Origin of the sequence: Maribacter thermophilus (assembly GCF_001020565.1) — a bacterium.
Taxonomy (GTDB): domain Bacteria; phylum Bacteroidota; class Bacteroidia; order Flavobacteriales; family Flavobacteriaceae; genus Maribacter; species Maribacter thermophilus.
In genome coordinates this window covers 2,019,935-2,032,860 of sequence record NZ_LDAS01000001.1, presented here as the reverse complement: position 1 = coordinate 2,032,860, position 12,926 = coordinate 2,019,935, and the positions used below count along the sequence as shown (strand labels likewise).

Sequence of the window (12,926 nt, the reverse complement as noted above, 5' to 3'; positions counted from 1 at the left end):
AAATAATGAAGAAAGCCTCGATTACATCGGGGCTTTTTTTATGTCTTTATTTTAGGTACAGGGCCTAAATTTTGTTATAACCGGTCTCCCTTAATTTTCCTTAACGGTCCTCTTTGGTTTCAAATGTTAAAATACCACTGAATAAATGTTAAAAAATTAATATTTTTTTTCTTTTTTTTACATAATAACGAAGCTATGACTGGTAGTTTCGTAATAATGTTGCAGGCTTCAACTTTCTTCTGAAGTAACTTGTTTTTTTGACTAAATTAATGACTACAAACAACTTAATTTCAACAAAAACTCAACCAAAAAAATCAACATGCAACTAAAAGGAAAAAAAGTACTGATCACTGGTGGTACTAGGGGAATCGGAAAATGTATGGTGCAAGAATTAATTAGTCAAGGTGTAACGCATATTGCCATTATTGCCCGGGACAAAAAATGTATCAAGGATATCTCTGAGGAGAACGAGGAGGTGGAATTTATCCGTGTAGCGGGCGATGTTGGTAATATTGATGTCCTTAGGGAAGCTGCTGCCCGTATAGAGGATAAATGGGGAGGATTGGATATTTTGATCAATAATGCCGGTGTTGTTTCCGCCGGACCTTTAGAGGATTTACCGGATGAGGAAATTTATGACCAGGTAGCGGTTAACTATACTGCGGTGCTGTTATTGACAAAATACTGTGTTCCCTTATTAAAATCATCGGAAGAGGCCGCTATTCTTAATATATCTTCCGGTATGGGATTGATAGGAATGCCTTTTTATGCCGTCTACGGTAGTACCAAAGCTGCCATACGTCAATTTTCCGATGCTATGAGAAGAGAATTGGCACCATTTAATATTAGTGTAACCTGTGCTTTTCCAACGGCAACCGCTACCGATATGATGCAAAAATTCGAAGGTATGGAAATGGATTCGCCCGAATTTGTGGCAAAACGCGCCATAGAAGGGATGGTGAACAAAGAGCTACATGTAATATTCGGAGGCGAACAACGAGAGAAAGAAAATGTGCTTAACTTTGAAAATCCCGAAAAACTGGATGCAGAGATTGCCAAGGTCTATGAACAAAAAAAAGAAGCAAGTTTAGACCACAAGGCAATGTAACCGATGTAACGGATTTAAAAGTAACTAAATGTATTGTATGAAAAATAAATATTCCTATGCCCTCTTGGCATTATTGGCCATTATGGTCTTTTCTTGTAATGAAAAGCAAAAGCCGAAACCCGAAAAGGTGAAGGCAGAAGTTAAAACGGCCAACAACCCTGCTATGGTGCCACCGGCCTGGATTCGTAAAAGAGTTGAAAAAGCACAAAAAGAATTATTGAAGACAGAAGCCGGTTCTATTTTATGGAAAGGAATGGAAGCACATGGCGGCTTGGCTACATGGTTTGGAAATGGAGCCTTGAGTTTTAGGTTTAAATATATGCCTGTGGATGGCGGAACCGTTAGGGATAGTTACCAGACCATAAATACATGGAGCAACAAAGCAAGGCATTATAGCGTAAAGGACAGTACGGATCAGTTTGGCTGGACAGGTGAAAAAGCGTGGATAAAGACTAAAGACAGTACCAGCTTTGCCTATGATACTAAATTTTGGGCCTTGACACCGATTTATTTAATGGGGCATCCTTTTGTTCTTGATGGTGAAGGGGTGAACCTAGAGCTTTTGCCCCCAACGGAATTTAAAGGAAAAAAGAACGATGTGGTCAAAGTAACCTTTGCCGCAGGCACCGGAGACGCCCCCGATGATTATTATATTTTACAGTTCGATGCGGAAAGCCATTTACTGACCGCTACAAGATACATAGTGTCATATCCAGAATATTTTAAAGATGGCGGGCACGCCCCCGAAAAAATTATGGAAGTGGGGGAATTGGTGAATGTAGATGGTGTATTGTTGCCAAGTTCGTTAAAGACCCATTGGCTTTCAGATGAAGGGGGACTGGGCGAACATATTACCAATATAGAGATATCTGACCTAAGTTTTATTAAAGAGTTGCCAGAGGACTTTTATGAAGTTCCAGAAAACGCAAAAATATTGGAATAATGTTTTAGGGCTTGGTTTTAACCAAGCCCTAATTATTTTTTGAAGATTATACTTTTGGTGCTTTGTGCATAGTTGCCGCGGCCGCTCCTATAATACCTGCGTGGTTTTGTAGTTCTGCAGCGATTACGGGCGTTTCAATTTTAATTTTGTTTTTAAACTGGTCGAAATCTTTGGAAGCACCGCCACCAAGAATAATAAGGTCTGGCGATATAATAAGCTCTACATAACGTAAGAACGTATTAAAACGCTTTCCCCATTTGGCATACGAAAGATCTTCTCTGTCTTTTGCCGAACCTGCTGCCCAACGTTCTATCTTTTTATATTTTTTGTACGGAATCTGTCCCAATTCAAAATTAGGGATCAATGTGCCGTTGAAAAAAGCACCGCTTCCCAAGCCTGTTCCTATGGTAATCATCACTACCAGACCCTGCTTTCCTTTGCCAATACCATAATTCATAGTGGCATATCCGGCAGCGTCGGCATCGTTGATGACGGTAAAATCAAGCCCGGTTTTTTTCTCTAAGAGTTCTTCTACATTTACACCCAACCAACTTGGGTCTAAATTTCCGGGAGATTTGCAAATTCCTTTTTTAATGATCGTAGGAAAACCGCAACCTACTTTGCCCTTATAATCAAAGTGCTTTACGATTTCGGCAATTACATCTGACATTGCCTCGGGTGTTCTCGGTTTTGGGGTCGGTAGGCGAAATCTTTTTGTTAACATTTCTCCGGTCTCTACATTTACCAAAGCTCCTTTAATACCAGAACCACCTACATCAATACCAAGTATAGTCATTTCAAAAGTTTATTATAATCACAAAGAAACAAAAAAGATTTGGCTCTGTGAAGTTTGATTTAGAACCTGCTTTGCATGGACAAACCCTAATATTACTACATAAAAAAAAGGACCTTGGCCCTTTTTTAAGAAGTCAACCTCCCCGGTTATTGTAGTTTTATAATGTTCGTAATAGTATTGTACTCTGTTTTGTTTGGAGTCTCCTTTATCTCGGTATTGTACGTAATGGCAAATAAAAGACCCACATTTTCGCTGCCGGTAAAGTCATATAGTTTTGATGCCTCTTCTGTAATTTCTTGAAACTGGTAGGTATCCCCTTCGTAGGTAGAAAAGTAGTAAACCCCATTTTCATATTTATCAAAAAGGCCGTTCAACTTCATGGTATCTTGGGGCGTACTTCCGCTTAGGCTTGTTAGGGCAAAAGTCAAGATCAGTAATATCGTTTTCATTTTATAAAAATTTTAATGTAAATAGTGTTTAAATATATATTCGATTCATTGGTATAATACCTAAAACTGGCATCATAAGTAAAAATGATTCTTTCATATAACAATGTTTTATGCCCTTTTATTTTATAATAAGAAATAATTGTTTCTAAATACTTCATAGGTATCTGCGTCACTTGGCCGTTATTACCGAATGTTCTTTTTACCTTTTACCTTTTAAATCGATATTTTAGTAATAAACTCTAAATAGATAGTATTTATAATGACTCTAGGACAACAATTGGGTTTCACCGAAAACACCAAATTACTGATGATCCATGCGGATGATGCCGGGCTTTCACACGCTGAAAATAGGGCAACTATGCAGTCTTTAGAAAAGGGCATGGTTAACTCGTACAGCGTAATGGTTCCTTGCCCGTGGTTCTTTGAAATGGCGGTATTTGCCACTAACAATCCTCAATTTGACTACGGTGTTCATTTGACATTGACCTGCGAATGGCAGCATTATAGGTTTGGACCCGTATTGCCGGTGCAAGAGGTTCCTAGTTTGGTGGATGAGAACGGCTTTTTCTTTAAAAAAAGAGAGCAGCTTAGAGAAAATGCCACGGTAGAAGATGTAGAAAAAGAACTTGTGGCCCAAATAGATAGGGCCCTTAAATTTGGGTTGAAACCCACTCATTTAGATTCACATATGTATAGTGTAGGGGCGGACCCAAGATTTTTTGAAGTCTATAAAAAACTGGGAAGGCAATATGGCCTTCCGGTAATGATCAGTGCACAGTTAATGCAAATGGTAGGGTTGGATGTAGATGCGAACCTCGGTAAAAATGATTTTATTGTGGATAAAGTGCATTATGCTACCTATGAGTATTTTGAATCTGGAAGTATGAAGAAATATTATTCTGAACTTTTTAAAGATTTGGTAAAAGGCCTGAACATTATTTTGATACATCCTGCATTTAATGATCCGGAAATGAGGGCGATTGCGGTGAACCATCCGAATTTTGGTGCTGAATGGAGGCAAATAGACTTTGAAAGTTTTACCGATCCGGAAAATATGGCCAAGTTAAAAGAGTACGATATACAATTGGTTACATGGAAAGATGTAAAGGCGGTATTGATGGTATAATTCGTTCAAAACCAATAGGGTATTGTTCTGCAAATAGTTCTTTCGAATGGAAATTTCACTAACTTGTGTAACTACGTACAAGGGTGATGTAGACTTCGTAGCTGTATAAACTATGGTCCTCAGTTTTTTTATTGACACCATCTAGTTAAGTAAATAACCATTAAATATATAATTATGAAAAAACTAGTAGCAGAATTTATTGGAACGTTGTGGTTGGTGTTGGGAGGATGTGGAAGTGCAGTATTGGCAGCCGGATTTCCGGAGTTGGGAATCGGTTTTGTTGGTGTAGCCATGGCTTTTGGTCTAACGGTACTTACCATGGCGTATGCCATAGGTCATATTTCGGGTTGTCATTTAAATCCGGCAGTATCTATAGGCTTATGGATCGGCGGGCGTTTTGATAAAAAAGAACTGGTTCCTTATATTATTTCCCAGGTATTAGGTGGTATTGCTGGTGCGGGTATTTTGTACCTGATCGTAAGCGGTAAACCCGGATTTGATATTGGGGGCTTTGCCGCCAATGGATATGGAGAGCATTCTCCCGATGGTTATAATATGGCATCGGCCCTGATTACCGAAATTGTAATGACCTTTATGTTTTTGATCATCATATTGGGGGCCACCCATTCAAAGGCGCCCAAGGGCTTTGCCGGTCTGGCCATTGGTTTGGGACTTACCTTGATCCATTTGATCAGTATACCGGTAACCAATACATCGGTGAATCCGGCAAGAAGTACCAGTCAGGCATTATTTGTTAGGGGGTGGGCCACAGAGCAGTTGTGGCTGTTTTGGGCAGCGCCTATCGTAGGTGCCATTTTAGCTGGTTTGGTCTATAAATTTATTTCGCCGGAGAAGTAGGAGAAAAATAAGGAATGTTGAATTTAATAGTAGGATGTTGAAAGTAGATGTTCGGCTATCGAAACAACTATTCTCAAGAGTTTTGAAGAGGGGTTTGGTATTTTCAAACCCCTCTTTGTTTGCTTATAAAAAGTTAAAGTTCTTTTTATTTCTAACCAATTGTTTAGTTTTGTGGTGTACTTATCAGCAATGGCAAGAAAAAAGAAATATGATGAAGCCGAGGTCGTAGAGAAGGCCATGAACCTCTTTTGGAGAAATGGGTACGTGAATACCTCTATGCAGATGCTCGAGAAAGAAATGGGCATCAATAAGTTTTCTATCTATGCCAGTTTTGAGAACAAACACGGATTGTTTCTTAAATGTCTGGAACGTTATAAAACAAAGGTTAGGGGTATACTGGAAAAGCTGAAAAATGCCAACAACGGGGTGGCCGATATCAAACAATTTTTCTACGATTCTGTAAGTTCCGATTTTAAAGTCGACCATAGTAAAGGCTGTTTTATTACGAACACCTATAACGAGTTTTCTCAAATTGAAGATCAGCTTATCAAAGAACAGGTAAATTCATTTATGACTGACCTTAAAGGTTTGATTATCGAAAAACTTAAAATGGATAAGACCAAAGATGAGGAAACAATTCTAAGGGAAGCCAATTACCTATTATTGGCCAAACATGGACTGGCGGCGGCTTCTAGGGTAAATACAAAAAAGGAAATAGAGGATTATATAGAGATGACCTTTAAGAATATTTGAACATTTTTTTTACTTTAAAACTAAACGATTGTTTAGAAATAATTAATAATAATAAATTTAAATAGAATAGCATGACAACATTAAAAGTTCACAACATTGAGACGGCTCCCGAAGGAAGTAAGGAACTATTGGAAAAATCACAAAAGGCCTATGGGATGATTCCCGGTCTGCACGGTGTTTTGGCCGGGGCGCCAAAAATTTTGGAAGCCTATCAAACCTTACATGAGTTGTTTACCCAAACTTCTTTCAACGAAGAAGAACTGACCGTGGTATGGCAGACCATTAATGTGGAGCATGCATGTCACTATTGTGTTCCGGCCCACACGGGAATCGCAAAAATGATGAAAGTGGACGATGCCATCACAGAGGCATTGCGTAACGAAACCCCTCTTGAAAACCCCAAGTTGGAGGCCTTGCGCACCATGACATTGACCATTGTCAGAAACCGTGGGCACGTAACCCAAGAAGACCTAGACGCTTTTTACGCGGCCGGTTATAGCGAGGCCCAAGTACTGGAAATTATTTTAGGCCTATCACAAAAAACAATAAGCAATTATGTGAACCATATAGCCAATACTCCGGTAGATGCCGGTTTTAAAAAGTTTGCATGGTCAAAAGAGAATGTGGTTTCATAGATGACTGCAGGTTGATTGATTGTTATGAACCTTCCGTTTATTCGGAAGGTTTTACCAATCTCCAAAATCAGTTGACAGTGAATTAATACCCTTTTTTACATGAAAGAAAAATTAAAAATAGATATCGTATCCGATGTGGTATGCCCTTGGTGTACCATAGGTTACAAACGTTTGGAAAAAGCTATTTCGGAATTAGGTATCGAGGACCAAGTTGAAATCGAATGGCAACCTTTTGAGCTGAATCCGGATATGCCTGCAGAAGGCCAGAATGTAACGGAGCATATTGCCCAAAAATATGGGTCTACCATAGAACAGCAAAAAGAATCGCAAGAGCGTATGGCCGAAATGGGAAGAGAACTCGGTTTTACATTCGATTATTTTGATGAAATGCGGATGGTGAACACTTTTGATGCACATGTTTTATTAGAGTATGCCCAGGCTCATGGCAAACAGACGGAATTGAATATGCGGCTCACCACGGCTTTCTTTAGCGAACGCAAGGATGTTTCGGATAGAAATGTATTAAAACAGGCTTTATTGGATGTAGGTTTAAATGCGGAAGAAGCCCTTGCCGAACTGGACAAGGAGGAAGCCCGTTACAACGTAAGGAGCAAGCAAGGCTACTGGAAGAATATGGGGGTCAATTCCGTGCCCACTATTGTATTCAACCGAAAAAGCGCCATTACCGGAGCACAGCCTGTTGACACATTCAAACAAGTGCTTTCAGAGTTTATCAGCGAATAATATGATATGAAAAATAGAAACACAGGGGAATTGGATGCCCTATTGGATGTACAGCGAAAAGCTAGTGCGGCAAAATTCACCGAAGAAAAGAATAGGGTCTATGCGGCCGGTATTAAAAGTGTAGAAGATTCCGGAGTACTGGACAGGGCTTTGAACGTGGGCGATAAAGCGCCGGATTTTACTTTAAAAAATGCCCTGGGCAAATCGGTGAAGTTGTACGAAGAATTAAAAAACGGTCCCGTAGTGTTAACATGGTACAGGGGAGGATGGTGCCCGTATTGCAATATCACTTTGCATTATTTACAAGAAAAATTACCCGAATTTAAAAAAGCAGGTGCCACGCTAATGGCGTTAACGCCAGAATTGCCCGATAATTCCTTGAGCACTGCCGAAAAACACAATTTGGAGTTTACTGTATTAAGTGATGTGGGCAATGGTATTGCCAAAGCATATGGGGTCGTATTTAAACTTACCGACGAGGTGGCTTCTATTTACCAAGAAGCATTTGGCTTGCATGGGGTAAATGGGGACGATAGCAATGAGTTGCCATTGGCGGCAACTTATGTGATAGACACCGACGGCGTTGTCCAATATGCCTTTTTAGATGCGGATTATAGAAAAAGGGCCGAAGTGTCGGAGGTATTGGCAGTTTTAAACAAACTATAATACAGGCCCGATAAGAAAATAGAGAATTAAAAAGCAGTCTTGGGTTACTAAGTCTGTGTTTATAAAAAACACCTAATCTTAATAATGGAAAACAACAGAAGAAAATTTATAAAAAGTATAGGACTAGTAGGGGCAACGGGTATTGTTATGCCTAATGTAGCTATGGCAGGTTCTCAAAAAAACAAGAGTAGTATGATAAACAGAACAAGACCCAAAGTATTATTTTTTGACGTAAACGAAACACTTCTAGATCTTACCGATATGAAAAAACAGGTAGGGGAAGCCTTGGGGGGAAGAGAAGACTTATTGTCGCTTTGGTTCACTACCATGCTACAATACAGTTTGGTGACTACCGCAAGTGGGCAGTACGAACATTTTGGTTACATAGGTGCGGCGGCATTGCAAATGGTAGCGGCCAATAATGGTATTACCATGACCGAAGAGGAGGCAAGAAATGTTATAGTAAAATCGCTACGGGGCTTACCGGCGCATCCAGAAGTAAAAGATGCTTTGGCGCAATTAAAAAAGGACGGTTACAAACTGGTATCGTTCACAAACTCATCTAACGAAGGGGTTAAAAAGCAATTTGAAAGCGCTGGCCTAACAGATTTTTTTGATGAGAGACTAAGTGTGGAGGATATAGGTAAATTTAAACCTTTTACGGATGCCTATGCTTGGGCAGCCCGTAAAATGGGATTAAAGCCGGAGGAATGTATGTTGGTCGCCGCCCATGGTTGGGATGTTGCCGGAGCCCTTTGGGCAGGTTGGAGAGCCGCATTTATTGGTAGGCCAGGGCAACAAATCTTTCCGTTGGCACCAAAAACCGAAATTTCAGAACCCGATTTGAAAAAGGTAGCGGATATTTTGGTAACCTATAAATAATCGAGAATAAATGGAAAAACAACAAATAGGACTATCGGCCAATAAAGGTATGATACTAGCGCCGACCTAATTGTACATGTACTGTTTTTCTTCTTGGTTAAAAGAACGTTTTTACATGATCTTTTTTATTAATTGCTACACAATCAGTATGTTTACTATGTAATATCAGTGTTGTATCGGCACGCCGTAGAGGTGGGGCGTATTTAAAAAAGAGGAAAACATGTATAAAAATATTATTTACCTGCTTCTTGTCGTCCTATTTGTGCAGACCAGATCGGTTGGCCAGGAGCAGGATATTTATATCAAAGCCGGGCAATTTTACGACAGTAAGAACAATCAACTTCTTAAGAACAAGGTAATACGCGTAAGCGGAAAAACAATTGAGTCCATTAAGGATTTTGGTAAGATTCCCAAGAATAGTGAAGTGGTGGATCTTTCCGATTATACCGTGTTACCGGGTTTAATAGATGCACATACACACGTTCTTTTCTCTCAGGATGCCAATGTTGATTTTAGTGAGCATAGCGTGCAGTCGCTTACTATGGAAAGTGACGGGCTAAGAACCCTTCGCGGGGCCAAAAGGGCCAAATCGTATTTAGAGGTGGGTATTACGAGTATCAAAGATCTGGGGAATTCGGGTCTTTTTTTGGATGTGGGCCTACGAGATGCCATTAATGAAGGTACAATAGAAGGACCTCGTATTTTTGCATCCGGACCTATTATGGCTGCCACTGGCGGACAAATATATGGGGTGTTGACCGATCATCAAGATATCATAGATTTAGAGTATAGGATTATTAAAGGCGTGGACGACGCCAGAAATGCGGTTAGGGAACACGTAAACCAAAACGTAGATCTTATTAAGATCTGTGCGGATAACCTGCCCAACAACACCCGTCTTACAGTCGATGAAATAAAGACCATTGTTGAAACCGCCCATTCGTATGGTCTTACCGTAACGGCGCACTGTGTTACCGATGCATCTGCAAGAAACGCCATAGCGGGAGGTGTAGATGGTATTGAACATGGGTTTAACATAGCCGATTCCACCTTAACTTTAATGGCTCAAAACAAGGTTTTTTTAGTGCCCACAGAAAACAGTGGTGCCTATATGGATACCTATGTTCAGTTGGCAGGTTACAAGAAAGAGAATACGGGTTGGATATCCAAATATATGTCCAATATGAAAAAAAGGCTGATGAAGGCCTTAGATGAGAAGGTAACCGTGGTGGCGGGGTCCGATAATTATACGGATATTGGCACAACACGTGGAGAATCGTCCAGAGATATGTTCCGTACCTACTTTGAAGCGGGTATGAAACCTTTGAATATCTTACGATCGGCAACGTATCTTTCGGCTTTGAGCCTTCACAAAGAAAAGGAAATTGGTTATTTGACCGAAGGGGCAAAGGCCGATATCATTGCGGTAAAAGGAAACTTGACAAGCAACTTTGTACAGACAATGGGGAATGTCGTGTTCGTAATGAAAGATGGGCACGTATATTTAGACAAGGTACCATAGTTTTAATTGTCTTATGCGTATTTAGTTGGGTGCTCGTAATTTGGTTGCCAACCCTTTATCCAATGTAAAAACATCAACGGATTATTTTTTACACCTTATCAAGAACATTGGTTGGTTTTCGTGTACCTCCGTTATTTCCAATAGACCGTGTTCCCCAAATTCCGAACTTACCGACGCCCTGTCGTAATAGTAAATTTTAGCTCCTTTATGAAACTCGTATCGGTCTTTACCAACCCGTTTTCCCTTACCAAAATTCGTTGCTTCTTTTGTGATGGCGGTAAAAACCATGAGTCCGTTATCGGTCAATTGATCGTAGCAATCTTGGATCAATTTTTTTCTTTCTCCCTTGCTCAACAAGTGAATAAGGGCATAGCAGAAAATACCATCGTATTTGTTGTCATTAAAAGGCATATCGGTTACCGAACCATGGTAAAGGCTTATTTGCCTACCGTATTTTTCTTTTGCCAGTTCAATAGCTGTTTTCGATATTTCTATTCCGGTCACCGTTAGCCCGTTTTCTATAAACGGTTGTGCATTTCGGCCATAGCCTATTCCGGGAATGAGTACGTTTTTTATATTATTTTCAATAAATAGGTCCTTTGTCAATATGGTGGAATTTGCAGGTTTTGAACCCCACATTTTTTTCTTGTCCCTAAAAGCATCTTCCCAGAATTCGGCCATATCAATTACATGTTTTGTCTTCTAAAATTTCACATTTAATTCCTTTGGATCTTAGTTGTTGCAAAATGGCGGTGCTGTCGATAAATCCTCCTTCGGTTCTTAATATAGAGTGCCCGCAGGGATAAGGAACATTAAAATCTTCCAAATCAAAATTGACCTCTAAATCTGGATGGTCCTTTTTTAATGATGCGAGCACCTTGTTCGCATCACTCTCTGATTGTATGTCGGTTATAAATACTTCTATCATTTTAAAAAGATGCTTCTGTCAGCTCCATATTTAGCATGGCACCCGTGACATTTCCTCCATAAACCGCTGTAGCTACCGATCGGAACATAGAAGTACTGTCGCCACAGGCAAAAATGCCTTCTTGCGTAGTTTTGTACATGGGGTTTACCTCGATATGACCGTTTTCGGTAATGTTACAGCCCAGTTCTTGTGGAATAGTCGTGTTTTGTTCGAAGGGGATTGTAGCGTAGGCTGCATCATAATCTTCCTCGCTACCATCTTTAAAAACCAAGGTTTTCAATTGTCCGTTCTCGTGCTTTATTTCTGTAATTTCTTTCTCAACAATTCTAATCTGGTTTCGTTGTAGCTTTGACATTTGCTCGGTATTAAAGTCAGGTTTTCCAGCAGTTATAATGGTAATGTCATCGGTTAGGTTTTTCACCAATTGTGTTATATGAAAGGTCCTTTCACCATTGGCCAAAATGGCGGTTTTTTTATTTCTTATTTCATACCCGTGACAATAGGGGCAATGTACGACCGAAATTCCCCAACATTCGGCAAACCCTTTTATATTGGGCATTATGTCTTTGATGCCTGCGGCAAAAACCAGTTTTTTAGCCGTAAAAGTATCTTTGTGCGAAGTGATGATTTCAAAACCTTCTGAAATTCTCTTTCCAGAAATGGCATGTCCGTCATAAAATTCTACATGATCATATTTTAAAACCTGTTTTTTTGCCAGTTCCGATATTTCTTGTGGCGTGCTTCCATCTTGGGTCAGAAAATTGTGCGAATGGGGCGTTTGGCGATTGCAGGGTTTACCGGCATCTATAACCAATGTTTTTCTCAGCGATCGCCCTAAGCTCATTGCTGCGGAAAGTCCGGCGTAGCTTCCTCCGATAATGATGACTTCAAATTCGTTTTTATCCATTTTGTTGTTGTATTGGGCAAAGAGCGATAACGGGCCGGGTAGTGTAAGTGCGATACCTGAAACTCCCAATAACTTATGTATCTCCCTTCTTGTCATTAGATTCTATAAATGCGAAATTGTCGCAATAGTGATTTTGACAAATATACATGATTTTTGTATTATTGCAACTTATTCGCAATAAATGATGAACAGAAGAAATACACCTACTAAGGAAGCGGTGCTTAATTTGCTTTCAAATTCGAAAAAAGCATTAAGTCAAGATGCCATAGAAAAGCAGCTCGACATTAAGATAAACAGGGCTACCATATATCGGGTATTGAATAGATTCTGTGAAGACGACATGGTACATAGAATCGTAGCGGAAGATGGCAAGCAGTATTTTGCCATTTGTAAAAAATGTGAGAAACCCGAAGATGTGCAATATCATTTTCATTTTCGGTGCTTGTCTTGCGATACTATAGAATGTTTGCAGGTTCCGGTAAACTACGCAGTTCCCAACGGATACCAGGTGCAGAGTGCCAACTGTGTTTTAACGGGCACATGTAGCGATTGTTCGCAGGCAGTTGGGTAGGGACTATCAATAAATTGTAGTTCGTTACTTTTACTAAG

At 39.9% G+C, this 12,926-nt stretch carries 16 protein-coding genes; 11 read left to right on the top strand and 5 right to left on the bottom strand.

The window, feature by feature from the left end:
* The first annotated feature begins 319 nt into the window (after nt 1-319).
* On the top strand, nt 320-1,108 hold the full coding sequence (locus AB657_RS08820; protein ID WP_047246160.1) for an SDR family NAD(P)-dependent oxidoreductase: 789 nt from the start codon (nt 320-322) through the stop codon (nt 1,106-1,108).
* 37 nt (nt 1,109-1,145) lie between these two features.
* Nucleotides 1,146-2,051 carry a hypothetical protein gene (locus AB657_RS08815; protein ID WP_047246159.1) on the top strand — a complete coding sequence of 302 codons (906 nt, stop codon included), beginning with the start codon at nt 1,146-1,148 and terminating at the stop codon, nt 2,049-2,051.
* 46 nt (nt 2,052-2,097) lie between these two features.
* Here the strand turns inward: AB657_RS08815 and ppgK are convergent, their stop codons facing one another.
* Both ppgK and AB657_RS08805 read right to left on the bottom strand, forming a co-directional pair.
* Nucleotides 2,098-2,847 carry a polyphosphate--glucose phosphotransferase gene (gene ppgK / locus AB657_RS08810; RefSeq protein WP_047246158.1) on the bottom strand — a complete coding sequence of 250 codons (750 nt, stop codon included), beginning with the start codon at nt 2,845-2,847 and terminating at the stop codon, nt 2,098-2,100.
* A gap of 146 nt (nt 2,848-2,993) precedes the next feature.
* Entirely contained in the window at nt 2,994-3,296 is a 303-nt protein-coding gene (locus AB657_RS08805; RefSeq protein ID WP_047246157.1) for a hypothetical protein, read from the bottom strand.
* Between the two features lie 259 nt (nt 3,297-3,555).
* On the opposite strand from AB657_RS08805, the gene AB657_RS08800 reads away from it, so the two are divergent.
* The 8 genes from AB657_RS08800 to AB657_RS08765 all read left to right on the top strand — a co-directional run bounded on the left by AB657_RS08800 (nt 3,556) and on the right by AB657_RS08765 (nt 10,482).
* Nucleotides 3,556-4,422: a polysaccharide deacetylase family protein gene (locus AB657_RS08800; protein WP_047246156.1), complete on the top strand. Its 867-nt coding sequence runs from the start codon at nt 3,556-3,558 to the stop codon at nt 4,420-4,422.
* A gap of 174 nt (nt 4,423-4,596) precedes the next feature.
* Nucleotides 4,597-5,280 (top strand): aquaporin Z, encoded by a 684-nt coding sequence (aqpZ, locus tag AB657_RS08795; RefSeq protein ID WP_047246155.1) that lies wholly within the window; start codon nt 4,597-4,599, stop codon nt 5,278-5,280.
* 189 nt (nt 5,281-5,469) lie between these two features.
* Complete coding sequence (locus AB657_RS08790; protein WP_047246154.1) at nt 5,470-6,033, top strand: TetR/AcrR family transcriptional regulator; 564 nt, start codon at nt 5,470-5,472, stop codon at nt 6,031-6,033.
* Nucleotides 6,034-6,104: 71 nt separating this feature from the next.
* Nucleotides 6,105-6,668, top strand: coding sequence for a carboxymuconolactone decarboxylase family protein (locus AB657_RS08785; RefSeq protein ID WP_047246153.1), 564 nt, complete (start codon nt 6,105-6,107; stop codon nt 6,666-6,668).
* Nucleotides 6,669-6,767: 99 nt separating this feature from the next.
* Complete coding sequence (locus AB657_RS08780) at nt 6,768-7,412, top strand: DsbA family oxidoreductase (RefSeq protein WP_047246152.1); 645 nt, start codon at nt 6,768-6,770, stop codon at nt 7,410-7,412.
* A gap of 6 nt (nt 7,413-7,418) precedes the next feature.
* The gene (locus tag AB657_RS08775; protein WP_047246151.1) at nt 7,419-8,078 is read left to right on the top strand and encodes a peroxiredoxin-like family protein; all 660 of its coding nucleotides are present in this window, start codon (nt 7,419-7,421) and stop codon (nt 8,076-8,078) included.
* A gap of 84 nt (nt 8,079-8,162) precedes the next feature.
* Complete coding sequence (locus tag AB657_RS08770) at nt 8,163-8,960, top strand: haloacid dehalogenase type II (RefSeq protein ID WP_047246150.1); 798 nt, start codon at nt 8,163-8,165, stop codon at nt 8,958-8,960.
* A gap of 220 nt (nt 8,961-9,180) precedes the next feature.
* A complete protein-coding gene (locus AB657_RS08765; protein WP_047246149.1) occupies nt 9,181-10,482 on the top strand; it encodes a metal-dependent hydrolase family protein in 1,302 nt (433 codons plus the stop codon).
* Nucleotides 10,483-10,563: 81 nt separating this feature from the next.
* Here AB657_RS08765 and AB657_RS08760 read toward each other — a convergent pair whose 3' ends face one another.
* Genes AB657_RS08760 through AB657_RS08750 form a run of 3 tightly spaced genes read right to left on the bottom strand, consistent with a single transcriptional unit; the run spans nt 10,564 to nt 12,413 of the window.
* Nucleotides 10,564-11,163, bottom strand: a complete 600-nt coding sequence (locus AB657_RS08760; RefSeq protein ID WP_047246148.1) for a class I SAM-dependent methyltransferase — start codon at nt 11,161-11,163, stop codon at nt 10,564-10,566.
* A gap of 1 nt (nt 11,164) precedes the next feature.
* Nucleotides 11,165-11,410 (bottom strand): hypothetical protein, encoded by a 246-nt coding sequence (locus tag AB657_RS08755; protein ID WP_047246147.1) that lies wholly within the window; start codon nt 11,408-11,410, stop codon nt 11,165-11,167.
* Nucleotide 11,411: 1 nt separating this feature from the next.
* Complete coding sequence (locus AB657_RS08750; RefSeq protein WP_084696405.1) at nt 11,412-12,413, bottom strand: NAD(P)/FAD-dependent oxidoreductase; 1,002 nt, start codon at nt 12,411-12,413, stop codon at nt 11,412-11,414.
* 85 nt (nt 12,414-12,498) lie between these two features.
* Between AB657_RS08750 and AB657_RS08745 the strand changes: the two genes are divergently transcribed.
* On the top strand, nt 12,499-12,888 hold the full coding sequence (locus AB657_RS08745) for a Fur family transcriptional regulator (RefSeq protein WP_449405309.1): 390 nt from the start codon (nt 12,499-12,501) through the stop codon (nt 12,886-12,888).
* Nucleotides 12,889-12,926 lie beyond the last annotated feature (38 nt).

What these genes read in the sequence shown, in the direction of transcription:
- AB657_RS08820 (WP_047246160.1), top strand. Translation starts at nt 320, where the DNA reads ATGCAACTAAAAGGAAAAAAAGTACTGATCACTGGTGGTACTAGGGGA.
- AB657_RS08815 (WP_047246159.1), top strand. Translation starts at nt 1,146, where the DNA reads ATGAAAAATAAATATTCCTATGCCCTCTTGGCATTATTGGCCATTATG.
- ppgK (WP_047246158.1), bottom strand. Translation starts at nt 2,847, where the DNA reads ATGACTATACTTGGTATTGATGTAGGTGGTTCTGGTATTAAAGGAGCT.
- AB657_RS08805 (WP_047246157.1), bottom strand. Translation starts at nt 3,296, where the DNA reads ATGAAAACGATATTACTGATCTTGACTTTTGCCCTAACAAGCCTAAGC.
- AB657_RS08800 (WP_047246156.1), top strand. Translation starts at nt 3,556, where the DNA reads ATGACTCTAGGACAACAATTGGGTTTCACCGAAAACACCAAATTACTG.
- aqpZ (WP_047246155.1), top strand. Translation starts at nt 4,597, where the DNA reads ATGAAAAAACTAGTAGCAGAATTTATTGGAACGTTGTGGTTGGTGTTG.
- AB657_RS08790 (WP_047246154.1), top strand. Translation starts at nt 5,470, where the DNA reads ATGGCAAGAAAAAAGAAATATGATGAAGCCGAGGTCGTAGAGAAGGCC.
- AB657_RS08785 (WP_047246153.1), top strand. Translation starts at nt 6,105, where the DNA reads ATGACAACATTAAAAGTTCACAACATTGAGACGGCTCCCGAAGGAAGT.
- AB657_RS08780 (WP_047246152.1), top strand. Translation starts at nt 6,768, where the DNA reads ATGAAAGAAAAATTAAAAATAGATATCGTATCCGATGTGGTATGCCCT.
- AB657_RS08775 (WP_047246151.1), top strand. Translation starts at nt 7,419, where the DNA reads ATGAAAAATAGAAACACAGGGGAATTGGATGCCCTATTGGATGTACAG.
- AB657_RS08770 (WP_047246150.1), top strand. Translation starts at nt 8,163, where the DNA reads ATGGAAAACAACAGAAGAAAATTTATAAAAAGTATAGGACTAGTAGGG.
- AB657_RS08765 (WP_047246149.1), top strand. Translation starts at nt 9,181, where the DNA reads ATGTATAAAAATATTATTTACCTGCTTCTTGTCGTCCTATTTGTGCAG.
- AB657_RS08760 (WP_047246148.1), bottom strand. Translation starts at nt 11,163, where the DNA reads ATGGCCGAATTCTGGGAAGATGCTTTTAGGGACAAGAAAAAAATGTGG.
- AB657_RS08755 (WP_047246147.1), bottom strand. Translation starts at nt 11,410, where the DNA reads ATGATAGAAGTATTTATAACCGACATACAATCAGAGAGTGATGCGAAC.
- AB657_RS08750 (WP_084696405.1), bottom strand. Translation starts at nt 12,413, where the DNA reads ATGACAAGAAGGGAGATACATAAGTTATTGGGAGTTTCAGGTATCGCA.
- AB657_RS08745 (WP_449405309.1), top strand. Translation starts at nt 12,499, where the DNA reads ATGATGAACAGAAGAAATACACCTACTAAGGAAGCGGTGCTTAATTTG.